Here is a 17,989-nt window from a genome sequence, read left to right on the forward strand (position 1 = left end):
CTCTCCTTTCATGCCTCCCGTGCCGCCCGTGACAGCCGGGACCCGATGTCTGACGGACTGCGGAAGTGGTTCAGTAGTAGAGGAGCGCCTTGCTCCAGTCCTCGTCCGGACCGAACAGGCTGCGCGGCTTCACGACGTCGTGGACGCCCGTGAGGGCCTCCAGCGGCACCAGCGAGCCGGGCGGCACCCCGTCGATCCGCGCCGGAACGGGCCCGTACTCGGCCTCGATCGCCGCCGCCAGCGCGGCGCGGGCGGCCTCCCGGTGCTCGGGGGCCACCTCGATCTCCAGCTCCAGCAGGTCGGCGCGGGCACGGGCCCGCCAGAACATGACGCCGTGCTCGACCGGCAGCCCGAAGACCAGCTCCTCCAGGCGTGCCTGGGTGACGGTCGCGGAGCCGACCCGGTGGCCGAACGAGGAACGCCCGAGCACCCGCACGGTCGGCAGCTGCCAGCCGCACGGGCAGGGCTCGTCCGAGACCTCGACGTTGTCCTCCAGGTTGTACCGCAGCAGCGGCATCGCCTGGCGGTAGAGCGGGGTGACGACCAACTGCCCGGCTCCGGAGGCGGACAGCGTGCCGGTCTCCGGGTCGTACACCTCGAAGACCGCCCGGTCCGCCCACAGGTGCAGATGCCCCTCCGGGCACTCGCCGGCCAGGCTGCCGGTCTCCGTGGAGCCGTACTCCTCGACCACCGGGACGCCCCAGATCTCGCTGATCCGGGCCCGCCGCGCCGGGCTGAGCGGCTCGCCGCCCACGAACACCGCGCGCAGTGCCGGGAAGTCCCGGTCCGGCACCAGACCCGCGGCCCGGGCGGCCGCCGCCCACAGCAGGATCTCCGTGGGCATCGACCAGGTCAGGCTGACCTCCAGGTCGTGCAGCACCCGCAGCACGCGCGAGTACGGCATCGCCAGCGAGCGGTTGTCGCCCGGGACCACGGTGGCGCCCTTGAGCCGCGCCGCCGCCTGGGCGAGATGACCGGTGATCATCAGCGCGTACGGGGTGCGGACCAGGAAGGTGTCCTCCGGGCCGATGCCGACCCACTTGCGGGCGTAGCGCTCGGCCAGGTCGGTCCAGTCCCGCTCCGTGTAGTACGAGGGGGTCGGGCTGCCCGCCGTGCCGCTGGACTCGTGGTAGGTGGCCAGTTCGGCCTTGGGCACGGCCAGCATCCCGAAGGGATAGGCGTCGCGCAGGTCCTGCTTGCCCGTCAGGGCCAGCCCCTCGAAGTCGGCGCGCGAGGCGGGCGCGGGCCCGCCGCCGAAACGCCGCTGGTAGAAGGGCGAGTTCCGGGCCCAGGCGAGCGTCTCGCGCAGCTGCTCGTCCTGCATCTTGCGGAGCTGCTCCTGGTCGCGCCAGTCGCCCAGCTGGGGGAGGTGCTCCGAGAACCGACGGCTCATGGTGACTCCAGTCCGAGAATCCGGTGGGCGTTCCGCCACAGCACCTGCTGCAGCAGCGGTTGCGGAAGCCCGAGGGCCTGGTACTTGGCCAGCTCCACCGAGGGAGGCTGGAGCGGGTGCTCGGCGGAGAAGAGCACCCGCTCGGCCCCGAGCCGCTCGATCGCGACCCGGACGGTGAAGCCGAACGCCCCGGACGTCTCCACGACGACGTTCGGGACGGGCTCCACCAGGCCGATCCCGTAGGTGTCGATCAGCCCGATGCCGAGGTGGCCGAGGACGAACACGGTCTCCGCGCGCTTCGCCGCCAGCGCGGCGAGATCCGACACCCGGCAGCCCTCCCGGTCGAGGCACACGACGTAGACGGGGTGCCCGAACCCCGCCGCGAGGTCGAGGAACGCGGCGGTGCGCGGATCGTCCAGGGGGACGCCGTGCACCGCCGGGGAGAGCTCCAGCGCGGCGAACCGCCCGCCGTCCGCCCGGTACCCGGCGGTCCCGCGGTGCGGGTTGCCGAACCAGAACGGCGTCAGCCGGCCGCCCGAGGCCAGCGCGGCGTCCCGTACACCGGCGTTGTCCGGGTCCGAGGTCACGTGCCCGCCCTCGATCAACTGGCGGGCCAGGACGTCCAGATCGACCACTCCGCCCGCCGCGACCCCGGCGCGCCCGATGCCGCTGCCTTCCATCACGGACAGCAGGCGGCCGAGGGCGCCGGGGCCGGCGGGCAGCCTGGCGTGGAAGTCGAATACGGGCTGCCGCTCCATCAGGACGCGTCCCTACTTCTCGATGCAGAACTCGTCGATCGCGTAGCCGACGTGCCGGTCGGCGGTCGGCAGGTAGCCGAGCACCTTGTCGCCCGGCTTCAGCTCGGTGCTGTTGAGCACCGTGCCGCCGGGGCCGAGGACCCGGACGTGCCAGTCGTCCTGGAGGATCAGGTTGGCGCTCCGCCCGTCGGGCGCGACCGCGTCGATGGAGATCAGCGGGCGGGACTCGATCTTCACCCGGCCGACCGTGACCACCCGGGTCTGGCCCTTGACGTCGACCGCCAGGACCTTGCTGCCGGCCTGCAGCTCGCTCAGGTAGTTGGTGCGGTCGTTCTCGCCGGAGATCGTGTACGACATGATCGCGCCCGCGTTGACGCGGAACGGACGGGTCGGCATGTAGGGCAGCGGGTGCGTCTCGCTGACGCACAGGATCATGCCCTTGGAGTGCGAACCGACCAGGATGCCCTCGTCCTCGCGGAAGTGCGAGCAGGTGTCGACACAGGCCCGCTCGCCCATGCCGATGTGCTCGGTGCGCACCACCTCCAGCTCGGTGAGCTGCAGTTCGGCCGGCTGCGCCTCGGCGGCGGCCTTCAGCGCGGTGGCGTCGCCGACCGTCTTCGGGGCCATCATCACGCCGTCGGAGCCGTGCTCCAGGACGCCGAAGATGATGGTGGCCTCCTCCACGTCCGCGGCCACGGTGATGATGCTGCCGTCGGCCTTGGCCGCGGCGGCGAGCACGATCTCCAGCGGGATCTTGGTGGGGTCGCGGAAGAGCAGCAGCGCCCACTTCTCCTCGCGGGAGGCCACGCAGGCGTCCTCCAGCGTGTCGGCGTCGACGATCTCCACGAAGCGCCCGAACTCGACCGTCGGGTGGGCCTTGGCGAGCTCGCCCGCGTCACCCTGACGGTCGGAGAGGATCACCACGTCGGCCGGACCGAACTCGGCCGGGAGTTCTTTCCCCTGCGGAAGGAAGACCTTCTTCACGGTCGGCGGCAGGCCCTTGAGGTCCGAAAGGCTGGAGCTGACGACACCGTCGATCCGCTGGTGCACGGCCTCTTCGATGACGGCCTTCTTGGCGCTCTTCAGGGAACGGACGTCGATCCAGGTGAGCTTCACGGGTAAGGCTCCTTCTCTGTGGCACGTAAAAGGGTTCCGGTTGAGCGGCGGCGGGCCGGAGGGCTAGAGCGCGCCGGAGACGAAGGCCTCCCGGCGGGCGGAGTGCGTGCCCGGGCCCTCGCTGGTGCTGTGCACGATCTGCGAGATCTTGCGGGCCATCGCCCCGGGGTCGGGCGCCTGGAAGACGTTGCGGCCCATGGCGACCCCGGCGGCACCGCCGCGGATCGCGTCGCCCACGAAGTCCAGCACCTGGTCCTCGGCGTCCACCCGGACGCCGCCGGCCACGATCACGGGGATGGGGCAGGCCTCGACGATGTCGGCCATCTCGTCGGAGGAGCCGGTGTAGAGGGTCTTGACGATGTCCGCGCCCAGATCGGCGGCGAGCGTCGCGGTGTGCACGACCAGCTCGGGATCGCGCGGGTTGCTGATCTTGGGGCCGCGCGGGTACATCATCGCGAGCAGCGGCACGTTCCAGCGGTCGCACACGTCCGCCACCGCGCCGAGGTCGGCGATCTGCTGCCGCTCGTCCCGGGAGCCGAGGTTGACGTGCACGCTGACCGCGTCGGCGCCCTGCCGCAGGGCCTCCTCGACCCCGGTGACCAGGTACTTGGCGTCCGGGTCCGGCGCGTGGGCCGTGCTGGCGCTCAGATGCATGATCAGCGACATCCCGGTGAACCGGTCGGTCCGCACATGGCGCAGGCTCCCCTTGTGCAGCACCACCGCGTCCACCCCGTTGCCGACCAGCTGCCCGACCAGGGCGTCCAGGCCGCCCCGGGCGGTGAGCGGGCCGTCCGCGATCGAGTGGTCCAGCGGCACGACCATGAGTCTCTGGTCCCGGTGACGGAACAGGCGCCGCAGGCGCAGACTGCGCGCGGAATAGTTGACTGACACGACTGACCTCCCCAACTGGTGGCTCAGAGCGCCACGGTCTGCTCGGTACCGGCTCCGGACAGGTCGAACTCCTTGTGCAGCAGGCACAGCGCCTGCACGCGACGGTCCGCGGGCACGGTGACCGAGGCCCGTAACTGGGAGGAGGAGACCCAGCTGGTCGCGATGCCGGCGGCGGCGAGCGCCGCGGTCATCCGGGCCACGTACTCGGGCCGGTTGAGCAGCCCCATGCCGATCAGCGAGACCTTGGCCACGTCCGAGTCCACCCGGACCTCGCCGCCGTGCACGGCCACCGCCTTGTCCAGCGCGGGCCCGACCTCGGACACGTGGCTCCTGCGAATGGTGAACCCCATCCGGAACTCCTCCTCGTGGGGCCCGGACCGGGCCACCAGGTCCATCGGCACGGCGTGCCGGGCGAGGATCGACAGCACCTCGGCCGCCAGATCGCTGCGCCCCCGGGCGTGCACCAGGACCCTGGCCACATCGGGGTCCGACGTGACGGCGACGACCGCGCCCCCCGTTTCCAGCGAGGTCATCTCGCCCCCCTCTTCCTCTCCTTGTCCGACAACGGTTCCCTCCTGAGTTCCGAGCGAGGTACGGACGTGCAGCTCGACCCCGTGCAGCGCGGCGAGTTCCACCGCACGCGGGTGCAGCACCTTCGCCCCCGCGAACGCCATCTCCGCCATCATCGAGGCGTGGACGAACGGCAGTTTGCGGGCGTCGGGGACATGGGTGGGGTCCGCGCTGTAGACCCCGTCGACGTCGGTGTAGATCTCGCAGCGCCGCGCCTTCAGGGCGGCCGCCACGGCGACCGCGCTGGTGTCCGAGCCGCCCCGGCCCAGCGTGACGGTGTCCCCGCGGTCGTTGCGGCCCTGGAACCCGGTGACCACGGTGACGCTGCCCTGCTCCAGGTGCCCGTTGATCCGGGTGGTGTCGATCCGGTCGACGATCCCCGAGCCCGGCTTGCCGACCACCGCGATGCCCGCCTGGGCCCCGGTCAGCGAGACCGCCGGCACCCCCAGCCGCAGCAGGGTCAGGGCCAGCAGCGCGGCCGAGGCGCACTCCCCGGTGGCGAGGAGCTGATCGGTCTCGCGCAGGTGCTCCGTACCGAGGCCGGAGCCGCCGGCCGCGGCGGCCTGCGCGAGGAGCTCGTCGGTGGCGCCGCCCCGAGCGGACACGACGACGACGGTCGACGCTCCGCCGCGGTGCGTCTCGGCGATTCTCGCGGCCACCGCGTCGAGGCGCTCCGTGCTGGCCAAGGAGCTGCCACCGTATTTCTGAACCAGCACGCCCATGTCAGGAGCCCCCGTCGGCTGTGTCTGTCGGCTGTCAGATGCCTCCGGGTCGCGATGACCTGAAGGCGGTCTCACCCATCTGTTCGAACGGCAGGGCCAGCCTGGTCCAGCACACGGTTTCGGTCATCGCCGTTTCACGGGATATCCGGGCGACGGCGTGACGGCGCGAGATCACCGGGATCACGCGAAGTCGTGATCCCCGGGCCCCGTACGCCCCGTGAGGATGGTGGCAACGTCGCGTGTCCAAGGGGGCCGTGCAGGAGCCGAAGGAGCCGTCCGACGTGGGTGTGCAAGAGCTGCGGAGCCGCACGCGGGACGAGGCGCGCGTGCTGGTGGCCGGCGCAGGACCGGCGGGCGCGATCCTCTCGCTGGAACTGGCCCGGCACGGGATACGGAGCAGGGTGGTCGACCGGGCCGCCGCTCCGCCGCTGTTCCCCAAGATGGACTACATCAACGCCCGCAGCATGGAGCTGCTGCGCAGGCTCGGCCTCGCGGACCGGATCCGGGCGGGCGCGGTGCCCGCCGGATTCGACGCGGACTTCGTGTTCCTGACCGGCGTGGACGAGCCACCGGTCGCCGTCTGGCGCCAGCCCTCCCCGCGCGCCCAGGCCGAGCGGTACGCCGCCGCCGCCGACGACGGTACGGGGGCGGTCGAGCCGTACCTGCGGATCACCGGCTCGCTCCTGGAGGACGTGCTCCGCCAGGCGCTGCGCGAGCACCCGCTGGTGGACTTCGAGGAGAGCGTCGAGCTGACCGACCTGGAGCAGGACCCGGACGGGGTCACCGTCGCCCTCGCCGACCGCGCCGCCGCCCCGGCCGGCCGGGGCCGTGAGCTCCGGGTGGAGTACCTGGTCGGCTGCGACGGCGGGAACAGCGCGGTGCGCCGGGCGCTCGGAGTGGACCAGCCCGTCAGCGGCCCGTCCAGCAGCCGCTGTTCGGTCTACTTCCGCAGCTCCGACCCGCTGCTGCGGCGCCACGGGCGGGCGTTCATCACCACCAGCGCCCGGGGCATCACCCTGGTCTCCCGGGACGAGGGCGAGCTGTGGACGGCCTCGTTCCAGATACCCGACGGCACCCGCTTCGACGGCGATCCGGTCGCCGCGATGGGCGAGAAGCTCGGCGAGGCCTTCACCGTCGACGAGGTGCTGACGGTCAGCCACTGGACCGGCACCCTCGCCGTCACCGAACGCTACCGGGAGGGCCGGGTCTTCCTGGCCGGCGACGCCGCCCACCAGTTCTACCCCTTCGGCGGCCACGGGGCGAACACCGGCATCGCCGACGCCGTGGACCTCGGCTGGAAGCTCGCCGCCCGCCTCGGCGGCTGGGGCGGCGAGGACCTCCTCGCCAGCTACGAGGAGGAGCGGCGACCCGTCGCCCTGTTCAACAAGGAGATGTCCGCGAACCTGCTGGAGGTCTGGCGGCGCTTCGGGCAGCTCGCCCGCGACGGCGCCTCCCGCGAACACCTGGCCGGCTTCCTGGAGCGCGAGGCGTACCAGGTCGACAACTCCGGCATCCACTTCGGCCACCGCTACCACCGCTCCCGGGTCGTCGCGGCCGAACCGGGACCCGCACCGCGCTGGGACTGGACCGGCATCACCCCGCGGGTGTGGCCAGGCGGCCGGGTGCCCGCGGTGCGACTCGCCGACGGGACCCCGCTCTTCGACCGCCTGGGCCCCGGCCTGACCCTGGTCGACCTCTCCGGCACGGGCGCGGGCGCCCCGCTCGCCAAGCTCGCCGCCGAACAGGGCGTGCCGCTGGAACACCTGGCCCTCGAAGGCGCCGAGGGTGCGGCGGTCCGCGCGGTGTGGGGCGCCGGCCTGGTCCTCGTACGCCCCGACCAGCACGCCGCCTGGCGCGGCGACCGCCTCCCCGAGGACGCCCCGGCGCTGCTCGACCTCGTGCTGGGCCGCGCGAAGGCGGTCGGGGCATGAGCGAGCTCCTCGACCTGCTGCTCGACCGGGCCGTCGCGAACGGCCGCCCGGCGGACCCGGACGGCCCGCCCGCACCGGAGGCGTTCGCCCTCCTGTACCGCCCGGAGCGGACCGGCGACCGGGTGGAGATCCTGCTGGGCGACCCCGGAACCGCGGACCTGCTCTCCGAACTCCCGCTGGGGGAGCCGGGACCGGCCGGACCCGGCGAGCCCCGCCACGAACTGCTCGCCCTGATCCCGTACCGACAGATCACCGAACGCGGCTTCGTCTGCCGGGACGACCACGTGCCGATCCGCACCCTGACGGTCCGCCGGCAGGGGACCGTCGCGGTCGAGGAGGTGCTGCGACGGCTGCCGCGCGGCCCCGTCGAGCTGCGCGAGGCCGGGTTCGACCTGGACGACCAGGAGTACGAGGCGATCGTCCGCGACGTGATCAAGCAGGAGATCGGCACCGGCGAGGGCGCCAACTTCGTCATCCACCGCACCTTCACGGCCGAGCTCCCCGGCTTCGGGCCCGCGCAGGCCCTCTCCGTCTACCGCCGGCTGCTCGCCCAGAGCCAGGGCGCCTACTGGGTCTTCCTGGTGTGCACCGGAGGCCACATGATGCTCGGCGCGACCCCGGAGCGGCACATCAGTCTGGACGCCGGCACCGCGGTGATGAACCCGATCAGCGGCACCTACCGCTACCCGCCCGCGGGCCCCGGACTCGCCGACCTCGCCGCGTTCCTCCGCGACCGGAAGGAGGCCGACGAGCTCCTCATGGTGGTGGACGAGGAGCTGAAGATGATGGGCGGCTTCTGCCCGGACGGCGGCCTCGCCCGGGGCCCGTACCTCAAGGAGATGGCCCGGCTCGCGCACACCGAGTACCTGATCGAGGGCCGCACCCGGGCCGGGGTCGACACGATCCTGCGGGGCAGCATGTTCGCCCCGACCGTCACCGGCAGCCCGCTGGAGAACGCCTGCCGGGTCATCGCCCGGCACGAGCGGGCCGGCCGCGGCTACTACAGCGGCGTGGCCGCGCTGATCGGACGGGACGCCTCCGGCGAGGTCGCGCTGGACTCCGCGATCGTCATCCGCACCGCCGAGGTCGACGCCGAACGCCGGCTGCGCCTGGGCGTCGGCGCCACCCTGGTCCGCCTCTCCGACCCGGCCGCCGAGGCCGCCGAGACCCGCGCCAAGGCGGCGGGGCTGCTGGCGGCGTTCGGGGTGGAGGAGGAGGCGGACGCGCAGCACGCGGCGGAGACCTCGGAGGCCGCGGAGGCGGACCCGGCGGGTGCCGGTCCGGCGGCCGGGCCGGAGCCGGACGGGCGGGCCGTCCCGGGCCCCCGCACCGCCCCCGTACGCCTCGGTGAGCACCCCGAGGTCCGCGCGCTGCTCGGCGAACGGAACCGCTCGCTCGCCCGCTTCTGGCTGGAGCCAGGGCGCGGGGCGGCGCACCGGCCGCCGGAGCTCGCCGAGCGGCGCGGACTGGTGATCGAGGCCGAGGACATGTTCACCGCCATGCTGGCCCGCCAGCTGGAGGCCCTCGGCTGCCGCGTCGAGGTGCGCTCCTGGCGGGAGCACCCCGACCCCACGGAGTACGACTTCGCCGTGGTCGGCCCCGGTCCCGGCGATCCCCGGGACCTGGCCGACCCGAAGATCGCCGCCCTGCGCCGCGCGGTCCGCGGCCTGCTCGCCAAGGACGTCCCCTTCCTCGGGGTCTGCCTCGGACACCAGGTGGTGTCGGGCGTGCTCGGCCTGGAACTGGTGCGCAGGGACCGGCCCAACCAGGGCGTCCAGCTGCCGGTGCGGCTGCCGTGGGGCGAGGAACGGGTCGGTTTCTACAACACCTTCGCCGCGGTCGCCCCGGCGGACGCCTTCACGCTCCCGGGCCTGTCCCGCCCGGTGGAGGTGAGCCGGGACCCCCGCACCGGCCAGGTCCACGCGATGCGCGGCCCCGGCTTCGCGACCGTGCAGTTCCACCCCGAGTCCGTGCTCACCGAGCACGGCCCCGGGATCCTCAGCGAGCTGCTGTGCGGAGTCCTGGCCCCGGTGGCCCCCGTGGCCGTCTGAGCCGACGCCCGCGGCACCGCCCCGGAACCCCTTGCCCACGGACGAGGACGACGAGGAACCCCCATGCCACAGAGCCCATCCGACCGCGCCGACCGGCCGCCCGGCCGCCGGCCCACCCAGCCGGAACTCCTCCGCCACTCCGCCGTGCGGTGGCTGGCCCGCCACCTCCTGGACCGGCGGGAGGGCGGCGTGCACAGGGCCGCCCCGGCGGCCGGCGGCAGCCCCCTCACCGGGGACAAGCACCTGGCCGACCAGTCCGCGGCCGTACTCGCCCTGGCCGACAACGCGCCGGACGAACTGCCCATCGCGCTCCAGGGCCTGGAGGCCCTGCTCGACCGGGACGGCCGGCCCGGCTTCGCCGAGGTGGCGGACCGCTCCTGGCAGGTCCGGCCCGAGGGCCGGGCCCGCACCCTGCGCCACCAGTTCCACGCGGCCACCGCACTGCTCGTCGGCAGCCGGCACACCGCCGACCCGATCGCCCGGGTCAGGGCGGTCGACCTGCTCAACCGCTGCCTGAGCACCTGCCGGGACGGCGCCTTCCCCGGCGCCCTCAGCGAGGACTGGAAGCGGACCCACGACGACACCCCCTCGCCGCTCACCGCGGCCGCCGCCCTGCGCGCGCTGGCCATCGCGGACGCGCTCGGCGAGTCCGACGTGGACACCGAGCAACTCCCGCACATGGCGAACGCCCTGGGGCGGGTCGCCCACGAACTCCCCACCCCCGGCGGCGAACCGCGGATCGCGCTCGCCCTGGCCCATGCCGCCCGGCTGCTCGACTCGGCGGAACACGCCGACACCGCTCACCGCACGATGGCCCTGACGGTCCGTCATTTCACCTCCAGGGAGGCCGGGGTGGGGATCAGCGGGGGTGACGCCGGACATCTTCTGCTGGCCGGGGCGGTGCTCCGCTCGCGCGGCCACGACGACTGCGGGGCCACGGCCGTCTCCCGGGCCGCGATCGACCGGCTGGCCGACCGCCGGCACGGTGGCTTCCACACCGTTCCGGGGCAGGCCGGGGACGCGTCGGCGGTCAAGTACGCGCAGGTCCAGTCCGTGCTGGCCGGCGCCCTGTGCGCCGCGTCCGCCCTCTACCCCTCCCACCAGGGCCGGCCCGTCGGGGACGCCCGTGACGCCGATGAATGAGTCAGTGATGGCCACCGCCCCGTCCGCCGTCCCCTCCACCGCCCCTTCCGTCCGGGCGCACGCCGGTCCCCACCGCTGGACCGGGCAGCCGGCCGCCCAGAACCCGCAGTGGCGGGACCACCCGGCCTACGAGGCCGCCATGGACGCCCTCACGGCGGCACCCGCCCTCGTCCGGCCCGACGAGCTGGTGGTCCTGCGGGACGCCCTCGCGAAGGTGGCGCTCGGCGAGTGGCTGGTCGTGCAGGCGGGCGACTGCGCCGAGAGCTTCTACGAGTGCGGCCCCGAGGCGATCGGCGCCCGGCTGGAGATGCTGGACCGGTTCGCCGGGGCGCTCGGCGCCCGCACCGGGCGCCCGGTGCTGCGCATCGGGCGCATCGGGGGCCAGTACGCCAAGCCCCGGTCCAAGCCGGTGGAGCGGTACGAGGACCGGACGCTGCCCTCGTTCCGGGGGCACCTGGTCAACTCCGAGGTGCCCAGCCGGGCCGCCCGGCAGCCCGATCCGCGTCGCATGCTCTGGGCCTACCGGGCCGCTTCCCGGGTGCTCGCCCAGGTGGACGGGCACCGGTCCGCGCGGGCGGCCGCCGACGGGGCCGCGGGCCACCGGGGCCCTTCGCTCGGGCCGTGGTCCAGCCACGAGGCCCTGGTGGTCGACTACGAGGCGGGCCTGCTGCGGGAGGACCCGCGCCTCGGGACGTACCTCGCCTCCACCCATCTGCCGTGGATCGGCGAGCGCACCCGTGATCCCGACTCCGTCCACGTGCGGATGCTCGCCTCCCTCGCCAACCCGGTCGGGTGCAAGGTCGGGCCGACGGCGGACCCGGCCGCGCTGCGGCGGCTGTGCGCGATCCTGGACCCGGAGCGCACGCCCGGCCGGCTGGTCCTGATCGCGCGGATGGGCCGGGACCGGGCGGCGGAGGCCCTGCCCGGTCTGGTCGCCGCGGTGCGGGACGCCGGGCACCCGGTGGTCTGGCTCTGCGACCCGATGCACGGCAACACGGTCACCGCGGCCAACGGCCTGAAGACCCGTCATCTCGACACGCTCGTCGAGGAGGTGCGGATCTTCCTGCGGACCCTGGCCGAGCAGGGCGTGCCCGCGGGCGGCGTCCACCTGGAGGCCGCGGGGGAGCCGGTCACCGAGTGCGTCGGGGGCGCCGTCACGAGCGAGCGGGAGCTGACGCGGCGCTACACCACGCTGTGCGACCCGCGGCTGAGCCCCGAGCAGGGGCTGCGCCTGATCGACAGCTGCTTCTGAGGCGCCCCGCACCCGTCCCGCATCCGTCCGGCACCCGTCCCGCATCCGTCCGGCATCCGTCCCGCATCCGTCCGGTGTCCGGGGCGCCTCCGTCCCGGATGCGTCCCGGATGCGCCTCGGGCATGCCCAGGGCGTGCCCTTGGGGTGTCCGAAGTGTGTCCGGGGTGTGTTCGAGACGTGTACTAAGCAGCTTCGGAGAGTGTCCGAATAGCTTCCTTGGCCGCTTTCGTCCGGCGGGGACCTGATGGATTCCTCTCCCCGGCGGCGCGATTCTTTCCCGCCACGCCGACGCGTCCCGGACCGCTCCCGACGCCCCGTCAGGCCTCCGGCGTGCGGCGCGAGTTCGGCGACGGTGGGACGCGGGTGCGCCGGCGCGCGGCGACACCATCGGATCGGCGTGAAATGTCCGCGATCCGATCACGCCACAGGTGCGAGGATCGGTCATGGCCGGGCGTCGCGTGGTATCGGCTCGATCGAGGGAGACTCGCCCGGTCGCAGTTCAGAGGTTCGAACAGTAGCCTGGCGCCGTGTGCGACGATGACGGCGCGACGTGAGTGACGCAGCTCACGAGGCGTGCTGGGTGCATCCATGAGAAGTGGTGCGTGAGTTGGGGGAGGACACGCATATGCCCGTGGGACGCATGGTCGGCAGAGACGCCGAACTGGCCCGCATCCGCACAGCGCTCGACAATACGATGGCCGGCGTCGGTGAATGTTTGATTATTGAAGGTTCACCCGGAATTGGGAAGAGCCGGCTCCTCACGGCCGCCAGCGACTACGCCACCGAACTCGGCATGGCCACGGCCGCCGGACGCGCCACCAAACTGGACCACGTCGCCCCCCTGAGCACCCTGCTCGGCGCCCTCAGGAACAGCTGCCCGCTGGTCGTCGACAACTTCGACCAGCTCGGCGACCCCGCCTCCAACCGCTTCTGGCTGATCGACCAGCTCGGCGACCGGCTGGAGCGCTACGTCGCCGAACGGCCGCTCCTCATCACCCTCGACAACGTCCAGTGGGCCGACGAACTGACCGCGCTGGCGCTCCGCCTGCTCGTCCCCTCGCTCACCTCCTCGCCCGTCCTGTGGCTGCTCGCCTGCCGCACCGCACCCTCCCGCTCGCCCGGGCGCAGCGCCGTGGAGCTGCTGCTCCAGGAGGGCGTCGAGCGCATGGAGCTGCGGTCCCTCGACGACGACGCGGTGCACGCCCTGTGCCGGGAGATCCTCGGCGCGGAACCCGACCGCGAGCTCCTCGCCCTGGCCCGCCGCAGCGCCGGCAACCCCTTCCTCCTGGAGGAGCTGCTGAGCGGACAGCGCGCCGGCGGCGCCCCGCTGCCGGCCGTCGGCGGCCTGCCCGGCGGCGGCTTCGGCGACCGTCCGGCCGGCGTCGACCTCTCCGCCGGCTTCGTCGACGCGGTCCAGCGGCACCTGCAGAGCCTCTCGCCGGACGCCCACCGATTACTGGAGGCGGGCGCGGTCCTCGGCCGCCCCTTCACCGTGCACGAGGCCGCCGGCCTGTGGGGCCGCCGGGCCGTGGAGCTGGTGGCCGCCGCCGAGGAGGCCATGCAGCAGGACGCCCTCATGGAGACCGGCACCGAACTCGCCTTCCGGCACGACCTGATCCGCGAGTCCGTGCTGAGCGCCCTCCCCGGCCCGGTGCGCAAGGTGCTGCACCGCGAGGCGGTCACCGTCCTGCGGGCGGAGAACCGCCCGGCCAGCGAGATCGCCGAACACCTCATCCGCGGCAGCTCGCACTGGAACAGCCAGACCGTCGACGCGCTGCGCACCACCATCACCCAGCTCGCCCGGACCTCCCCGAGCACGGCCGCCGACCTGGCCCTGCGCACCCTCAAGGCGATCGGCGAGGACCACCCCGTACGCCCGCGGCTGGCGGCGGAGGCGGTCGGCCTGCTCTCCACCGTCGGACGGCTCGCCGAGGCGCAGGAGCTCGGCGAATCCGCGCTCAAGACCGGCATGCACCCCGAGACCGAGGCCATGCTGCTGTACGGACTCGCCTCCGCGCTCAAGCACGCGGGTCAGGACGTGGCGGCCGTCCGCTACACCGAGCGGGCGCTCGCGCTGCCGAGCGTGGCCGACGCGGTCCGTGCCCGGGTGCTGGCCATCCAGGCCCACGCCCTGCTCAACGCGGGCGGGCTGCGCGAGGCGACCGTCGCCGCGGACCAGGCGGTGCTGCTCGCCCGCAGCGCGGCGGAGTACCCGTCGATGGCCCTCGGCATCGCCGCCCAGAGCATCGCCGCCCAGTCCTCCGGCGACATCTCCGGCGCCATCACCCTGGCCGGCGAGGCGGTCCAGATCGCCGACGAGTACGGCGGCGAGGCCGCCCAGCTCCACCCGCGGCTCTGGCTCGGCTCCGCCATGGCGGCGGCCGACCGCTTCACCGAGGCCGCCGCCGTCTACGAGTACGGCCAGCGCGAGGCCCACCGCTTCGGCACCGCCTGGTCGCAGCCGCTGTGGCACTACCACCGGGCCGAACTGTGGCTGGCCCGCGGCCTGATCGACGACGCCTTCGCGGAGGCCGAGGCCGGACTGCGGATGGCCGAACAGCTCACCACCATGGCCATGGGCGTCCCCCTGCTCGCCACCCTCGCCCGTCTGGCGCTCTGCTCCGGCGACCTGGAGACGGCCCGCAGCCGCCTCGACCACGCCCGCCGGCTCGACGCGGACGGCATCGGCTCCCGGATCGAGGACCTGGCGTGGTGCACGGCCCTGCTCCTGGAGGCCGAGGGCCGCCCCGAACAGGCCCTGGAGGCGCTGAAACCGCTGCTCGACAGCCTGCCGGGCCGGCTGCTGCTGTTCACCCAGGAGCCCGGCGCCGCCCCGCGCGTGGTCCGGCTGGCCCTGCGCGCCGGGGCCCGTGACCTCGCCGGCGTCGTCGCGGACGCCATCAGCGGGCTGGCCCGCCGCAACCCGGGCTTCGTCTCCCTGTCCGCGGCCGACACCCACACCCGCGGACTGCTCGAAGGGGACCCGGCGATGCTGCGGGCCGCCGTCGAGGCGTACCAGGACAGCCCGCGCACCCCGCTGCGCGCCGAGGCCCTGGAGGACCTCGGCGCGGCGATGCAGACCACCGGCCACCGGCACGAGGCCACGGACCTGATCCGCGAGGCCTTCGACCTGTTCACGACGGCGGGCCTGCGCATGGACGCCGACCGGGTCTCCGAACGCCTCGGCCGGCCCCCGGGCGTCCGGACGGCGGCGGGCCCGCCGCAGCTCGCCTCCCTGGCCTGGAGCCAGCTGACCCGCTCCGAGATCAAGGTCGCCCGGCTGGTCGCCGAGGGCCTCACCAACCGCGAGGTGGCGGCCCGGCTGTTCCTCTCCCCGCACACGGTGGACAGCCACCTGCGCCACATCTTCTCCAAGCTGGGCCTGTCCAGCCGTGTCGCCCTGACCCGCTGGGTCCTCAAGCAGGACGCCGCCGCGGAAGCGGAGGCCTGACCGGGCGGGCGGGGGAGCCGCCGCGGCCGTCCGGGCCGCGGCTCACAGCCAGCCGGACCGCTGCGCCTGCAACGCCATCTGGAAGCGGTTCGCCGCCCCCAGCCGGGCCATCAGGATCTGCAGGCGCCGGAAAAGGGTCCGGCGGCTGATCCCCAGCTCCCGGGCGATCACCTCGTCGCCCGCGCCGCCCGCCAGGAGCCGCAGCAGCCGCCGGTCCGCCGGCGCGAGTCCGCCCGGGCGGGCGTCGTGCCCGTGGAACGGCAGCGCGTTCCGCCAGCACTGCTCGAACAGCGCCACCAGCGCGGACAGCAGCCCGCACGGCTGCACCACCAGCATCGTGTTGACGACGTCCGCCTCCTTGATGGACAGCGACACCAGCGCGTACGCCTCGTCGATGATCAGCAGCTTGACCGGCACCGACGGCAGCACCCTGGCCTGCTCCCCGGCCTCGATGCACGGCTCGATCACGTCCTTCAGATGGCCCGGGTGCTCCAGCGACTCCCGCGAGTACACGACCCGCTGCCGCACCCCCCGCGCCAGCGTGGCCAGCGAGTCCTCCGTCGCCCCGACCAGCGGCACGTACGGCGGGGACTCGAACTGCCGGATCTGCTCCCGGGCGCTCGCCCAGGCGTGCCGCATCCGGCGGCCGATCGCGTCGCCGGTGACGACCTCCACCAGATCGTCGTTGTACGCGGCGAGCCGGTGCCGCCGGAACGAGTCGAACGCGCCGCCCACGGCGATCCGCGACTCCTCCAGCTCCGCCGCCCGGTGCCGGGCCAGGATCTCCAGCCCCGCCGCCGGGGGCACCGGGGCCACCACGTCCCCGGCCCCCTCGGCGGCACTCGCCAGACCGGCGTCCACCAGCTCGTCGTAGGCGGCGGCCAGCGCCGCGCCGCCGAGCCCGGCCGCGCTCCCGATCTCGCCCAGCGGCGCGGGCGCCCGGTCCAGCAGGGCCAGATAGACCCGGACCGCCGTCTCGTCGATGCCCAGCAGCCGGAGCGCCTCGCCGAGTCTCGCGTTCGTCATGCCTCGCATTATCGACCCTCCACGCCCTCCGGTGGCCGATCAGTGCCACTGGCACTCTCCGGCCCCCACGGCCGTCGCCGAGGACTACCGTCCAGGACGACGCCGAGCACGGCGGCGCGGGCGCGCCCCGGAGCACGGGGGCGGGGCGCGCCCTGCCCCGCGCCGCCCGGCGCGACCAGCACCCACCGCGAAGAAGGGACACATCGTGGCCAAGGGCCGGAAGAACGGTCTGTACGACGGGATCTCCGAGGAACTGTCCGCGCTGATGCGCACGGGCTGGGCCGACACCGAGCGGCACGACCTCGAACCGGACGCGCAGGCGCCCTACGCGGCCCGCCGCCGCGAGGCGCTGTCCGCGCGCTTCCCGGGCGAGCGCCTGGTCGTCCCGTCGGGCAGGCTCAAGGTCCGCTCCAACGACGACACCTACCCCTTCCGGCCGTACACCGGCTACGTCCACATGACCGGCGACCAGGCCCGCGAGTGCGCCCTGGTGCTGGAGCCCCGCGCCGAGGGCGGCCACGACGCCGTCCTGTACACGCTGCCGCGCGACGGCCGGGACACCGACGAGTTCTGGATCGGCTACACCGCCGAACTGTGGATGGGCCGCCGCCGCTCGCTCGCCGAGTCCGAGCGCGTCCTGGGCCTGCCCTGCCGCGACGTGCGCACGCTCGCCGCCGACCTGGCCGCCGACACCGAGGTCCCCACCCGCGTCGTCCGCGGTCTCGACCCGGCCCTGGAGTCCGCCGTCACCACCGACGAGGACCGCGACGACGAGCTCGAAGAGGTCCTCAGCGACCTGCGGCTGGTCAAGGACGCGTGGGAGCTCGCCGAGATGCGCAAGGCCGTGGACTCCACGGTCCGCGGCTTCGACGACGCGATCCGCGAGCTCTCCAAGGCGATCGCCACCTCCGAGCGCTGGATCGAGGGCACCTTCTACCGCCGGGCGCGCCTGGAGGGCAACCACGTCGGCTACGGCACGATCGCCGCCGCCGGCGAGCACGCCACGATCATGCACTGGACCTCCAACGACGGCCCGGTGCGCCCCGGCGAGCTGCTGCTCCTCGACGCCGGCGTGGAGACCCACAGCCTCTACACCGCCGACGTCACCCGCACCCTGCCCATCAGCGGCACCTTCACCGAGGTGCAGCGGAAGGTGTACGACGCGGTGTACGAGGCCCAGCAGGCGGGCTTCGACGCCGTGAAGCCGGGCGCCGCCTACCGCGACTTCCACGTCGCCTCGCAGCGCCACCTCGCGGAGAAGCTGGTCGAGTGGGGCTTCATCGAGGGCCCGGCCGAGCGCGCGTACGAGCTCGGTCTGCAGCGCCGCTTCACCATGGCCGGCACCGGCCACATGCTCGGCCTGGACGTGCACGACTGCGCCCACGCGCGCAACGAGGAGTACGTGGACGGCGTCCTGGAGCCCGGCATGGTCCTCACCGTCGAGCCGGGCCTCTACTTCCAGCCCGACGACCTGACCGTGCCGGAGGAGTGGCGCGGCATCGGCGTCCGCATCGAGGACGACCTGGTGGTGACGGCCGACGGACACGAGAACCTGTCCGCGGGCCTGCCGCGCACCGCCGACGAGGTCGAGGCCTGGATGGCCCGCACCGCGGGCTGACTCCGCGGCACGTGAGCACCCGAGGCCCCGGGGTCCGGCCGGACCCCGGGGCCTCGCGCGTCCCGCC

The 17,989-nt window shown here is 74.0% G+C and carries 12 protein-coding genes; 6 read left to right on the forward strand and 6 right to left on the reverse strand.

Annotated features, from left to right (window positions below):
* Window positions 1-70: 70 nt before the first annotated feature.
* From ABD981_RS34725 to ABD981_RS34745, 5 genes are all read right to left on the reverse strand, one after another.
* Complete coding sequence (locus ABD981_RS34725; RefSeq protein ID WP_046906728.1) at window positions 71-1,393, reverse strand: phenylacetate--CoA ligase family protein; 1,323 nt, start codon at window positions 1,391-1,393, stop codon at window positions 71-73.
* Window positions 1,390-2,151 carry an amidohydrolase family protein gene (locus ABD981_RS34730; RefSeq protein ID WP_046906727.1) on the reverse strand — a complete coding sequence of 254 codons (762 nt, stop codon included), beginning with the start codon at window positions 2,149-2,151 and terminating at the stop codon, window positions 1,390-1,392. Before ABD981_RS34730 ends, ABD981_RS34725 begins: the two co-directional genes overlap by 4 nt.
* A gap of 12 nt (window positions 2,152-2,163) precedes the next feature.
* Entirely contained in the window at window positions 2,164-3,267 is a 1,104-nt protein-coding gene (locus ABD981_RS34735; protein WP_046906726.1) for a 3-dehydroquinate synthase II, read from the reverse strand.
* Window positions 3,268-3,330: 63 nt separating this feature from the next.
* Window positions 3,331-4,158: a 2-amino-3,7-dideoxy-D-threo-hept-6-ulosonate synthase gene (locus tag ABD981_RS34740; RefSeq protein ID WP_046906725.1), complete on the reverse strand. Its 828-nt coding sequence runs from the start codon at window positions 4,156-4,158 to the stop codon at window positions 3,331-3,333.
* 23 nt (window positions 4,159-4,181) lie between these two features.
* The gene (locus tag ABD981_RS34745) at window positions 4,182-5,450 is read right to left on the reverse strand and encodes an aspartate kinase (protein ID WP_276205564.1); all 1,269 of its coding nucleotides are present in this window, start codon (window positions 5,448-5,450) and stop codon (window positions 4,182-4,184) included.
* A 281-nt stretch (window positions 5,451-5,731) separates the two neighbouring features.
* Between ABD981_RS34745 and ABD981_RS34750 the strand changes: the two genes are divergently transcribed.
* The 5 genes from ABD981_RS34750 (at window position 5,732) to ABD981_RS34770 (ending at window position 15,278) form a co-directional block, all read left to right on the forward strand.
* Window positions 5,732-7,381 carry an FAD-dependent monooxygenase gene (locus ABD981_RS34750; RefSeq protein ID WP_345530497.1) on the forward strand — a complete coding sequence of 550 codons (1,650 nt, stop codon included), beginning with the start codon at window positions 5,732-5,734 and terminating at the stop codon, window positions 7,379-7,381.
* Window positions 7,378-9,432: an anthranilate synthase family protein gene (locus ABD981_RS34755; protein WP_123954322.1), complete on the forward strand. Its 2,055-nt coding sequence runs from the start codon at window positions 7,378-7,380 to the stop codon at window positions 9,430-9,432. Before ABD981_RS34750 ends, ABD981_RS34755 begins: the two co-directional genes overlap by 4 nt.
* 63 nt (window positions 9,433-9,495) lie before the next feature.
* A complete protein-coding gene (locus ABD981_RS34760) occupies window positions 9,496-10,575 on the forward strand; it encodes a hypothetical protein (RefSeq protein WP_046906724.1) in 1,080 nt (359 codons plus the stop codon).
* Window positions 10,576-10,582: 7 nt separating this feature from the next.
* The gene (locus tag ABD981_RS34765; RefSeq protein WP_123954321.1) at window positions 10,583-11,827 is read left to right on the forward strand and encodes a 3-deoxy-7-phosphoheptulonate synthase; all 1,245 of its coding nucleotides are present in this window, start codon (window positions 10,583-10,585) and stop codon (window positions 11,825-11,827) included.
* A 625-nt stretch (window positions 11,828-12,452) separates the two neighbouring features.
* Window positions 12,453-15,278 (forward strand): helix-turn-helix transcriptional regulator, encoded by a 2,826-nt coding sequence (locus tag ABD981_RS34770; protein WP_046906723.1) that lies wholly within the window; start codon window positions 12,453-12,455, stop codon window positions 15,276-15,278.
* 42 nt (window positions 15,279-15,320) lie between these two features.
* Here the strand turns inward: ABD981_RS34770 and ABD981_RS34775 are convergent, their stop codons facing one another.
* On the reverse strand, window positions 15,321-16,304 hold the full coding sequence (locus ABD981_RS34775; protein WP_205628129.1) for a helix-turn-helix domain-containing protein: 984 nt from the start codon (window positions 16,302-16,304) through the stop codon (window positions 15,321-15,323).
* A 205-nt stretch (window positions 16,305-16,509) separates the two neighbouring features.
* Between ABD981_RS34775 and ABD981_RS34780 the strand changes: the two genes are divergently transcribed.
* Entirely contained in the window at window positions 16,510-17,922 is a 1,413-nt protein-coding gene (locus ABD981_RS34780) for an aminopeptidase P family protein (protein WP_046906721.1), read from the forward strand.
* The last annotated feature ends 67 nt before the right edge of the window (window positions 17,923-17,989 follow it).

It is taken from the genome of Streptomyces showdoensis, from assembly GCF_039535475.1.
In the GTDB taxonomy this organism is placed as follows: Bacteria; Actinomycetota; Actinomycetes; order Streptomycetales; family Streptomycetaceae; genus Streptomyces; species Streptomyces showdoensis.

Bases quoted from the DNA above. Each gene is read 5' to 3' on its own strand.
- ABD981_RS34725 (WP_046906728.1), bottom strand. From the start codon at position 1,393: ATGAGCCGTCGGTTCTCGGAGCACCTCCCCCAGCTGGGCGACTGGCGC.
- ABD981_RS34730 (WP_046906727.1), bottom strand. From the start codon at position 2,151: ATGGAGCGGCAGCCCGTATTCGACTTCCACGCCAGGCTGCCCGCCGGC.
- ABD981_RS34745 (WP_276205564.1), bottom strand. From the start codon at position 5,450: ATGGGCGTGCTGGTTCAGAAATACGGTGGCAGCTCCTTGGCCAGCACG.
- ABD981_RS34755 (WP_123954322.1), top strand. From the start codon at position 7,378: ATGAGCGAGCTCCTCGACCTGCTGCTCGACCGGGCCGTCGCGAACGGC.
- ABD981_RS34760 (WP_046906724.1), top strand. From the start codon at position 9,496: ATGCCACAGAGCCCATCCGACCGCGCCGACCGGCCGCCCGGCCGCCGG.
- ABD981_RS34765 (WP_123954321.1), top strand. From the start codon at position 10,583: ATGGCCACCGCCCCGTCCGCCGTCCCCTCCACCGCCCCTTCCGTCCGG.
- ABD981_RS34770 (WP_046906723.1), top strand. From the start codon at position 12,453: ATGCCCGTGGGACGCATGGTCGGCAGAGACGCCGAACTGGCCCGCATC.
- ABD981_RS34775 (WP_205628129.1), bottom strand. From the start codon at position 16,304: ATGACGAACGCGAGACTCGGCGAGGCGCTCCGGCTGCTGGGCATCGAC.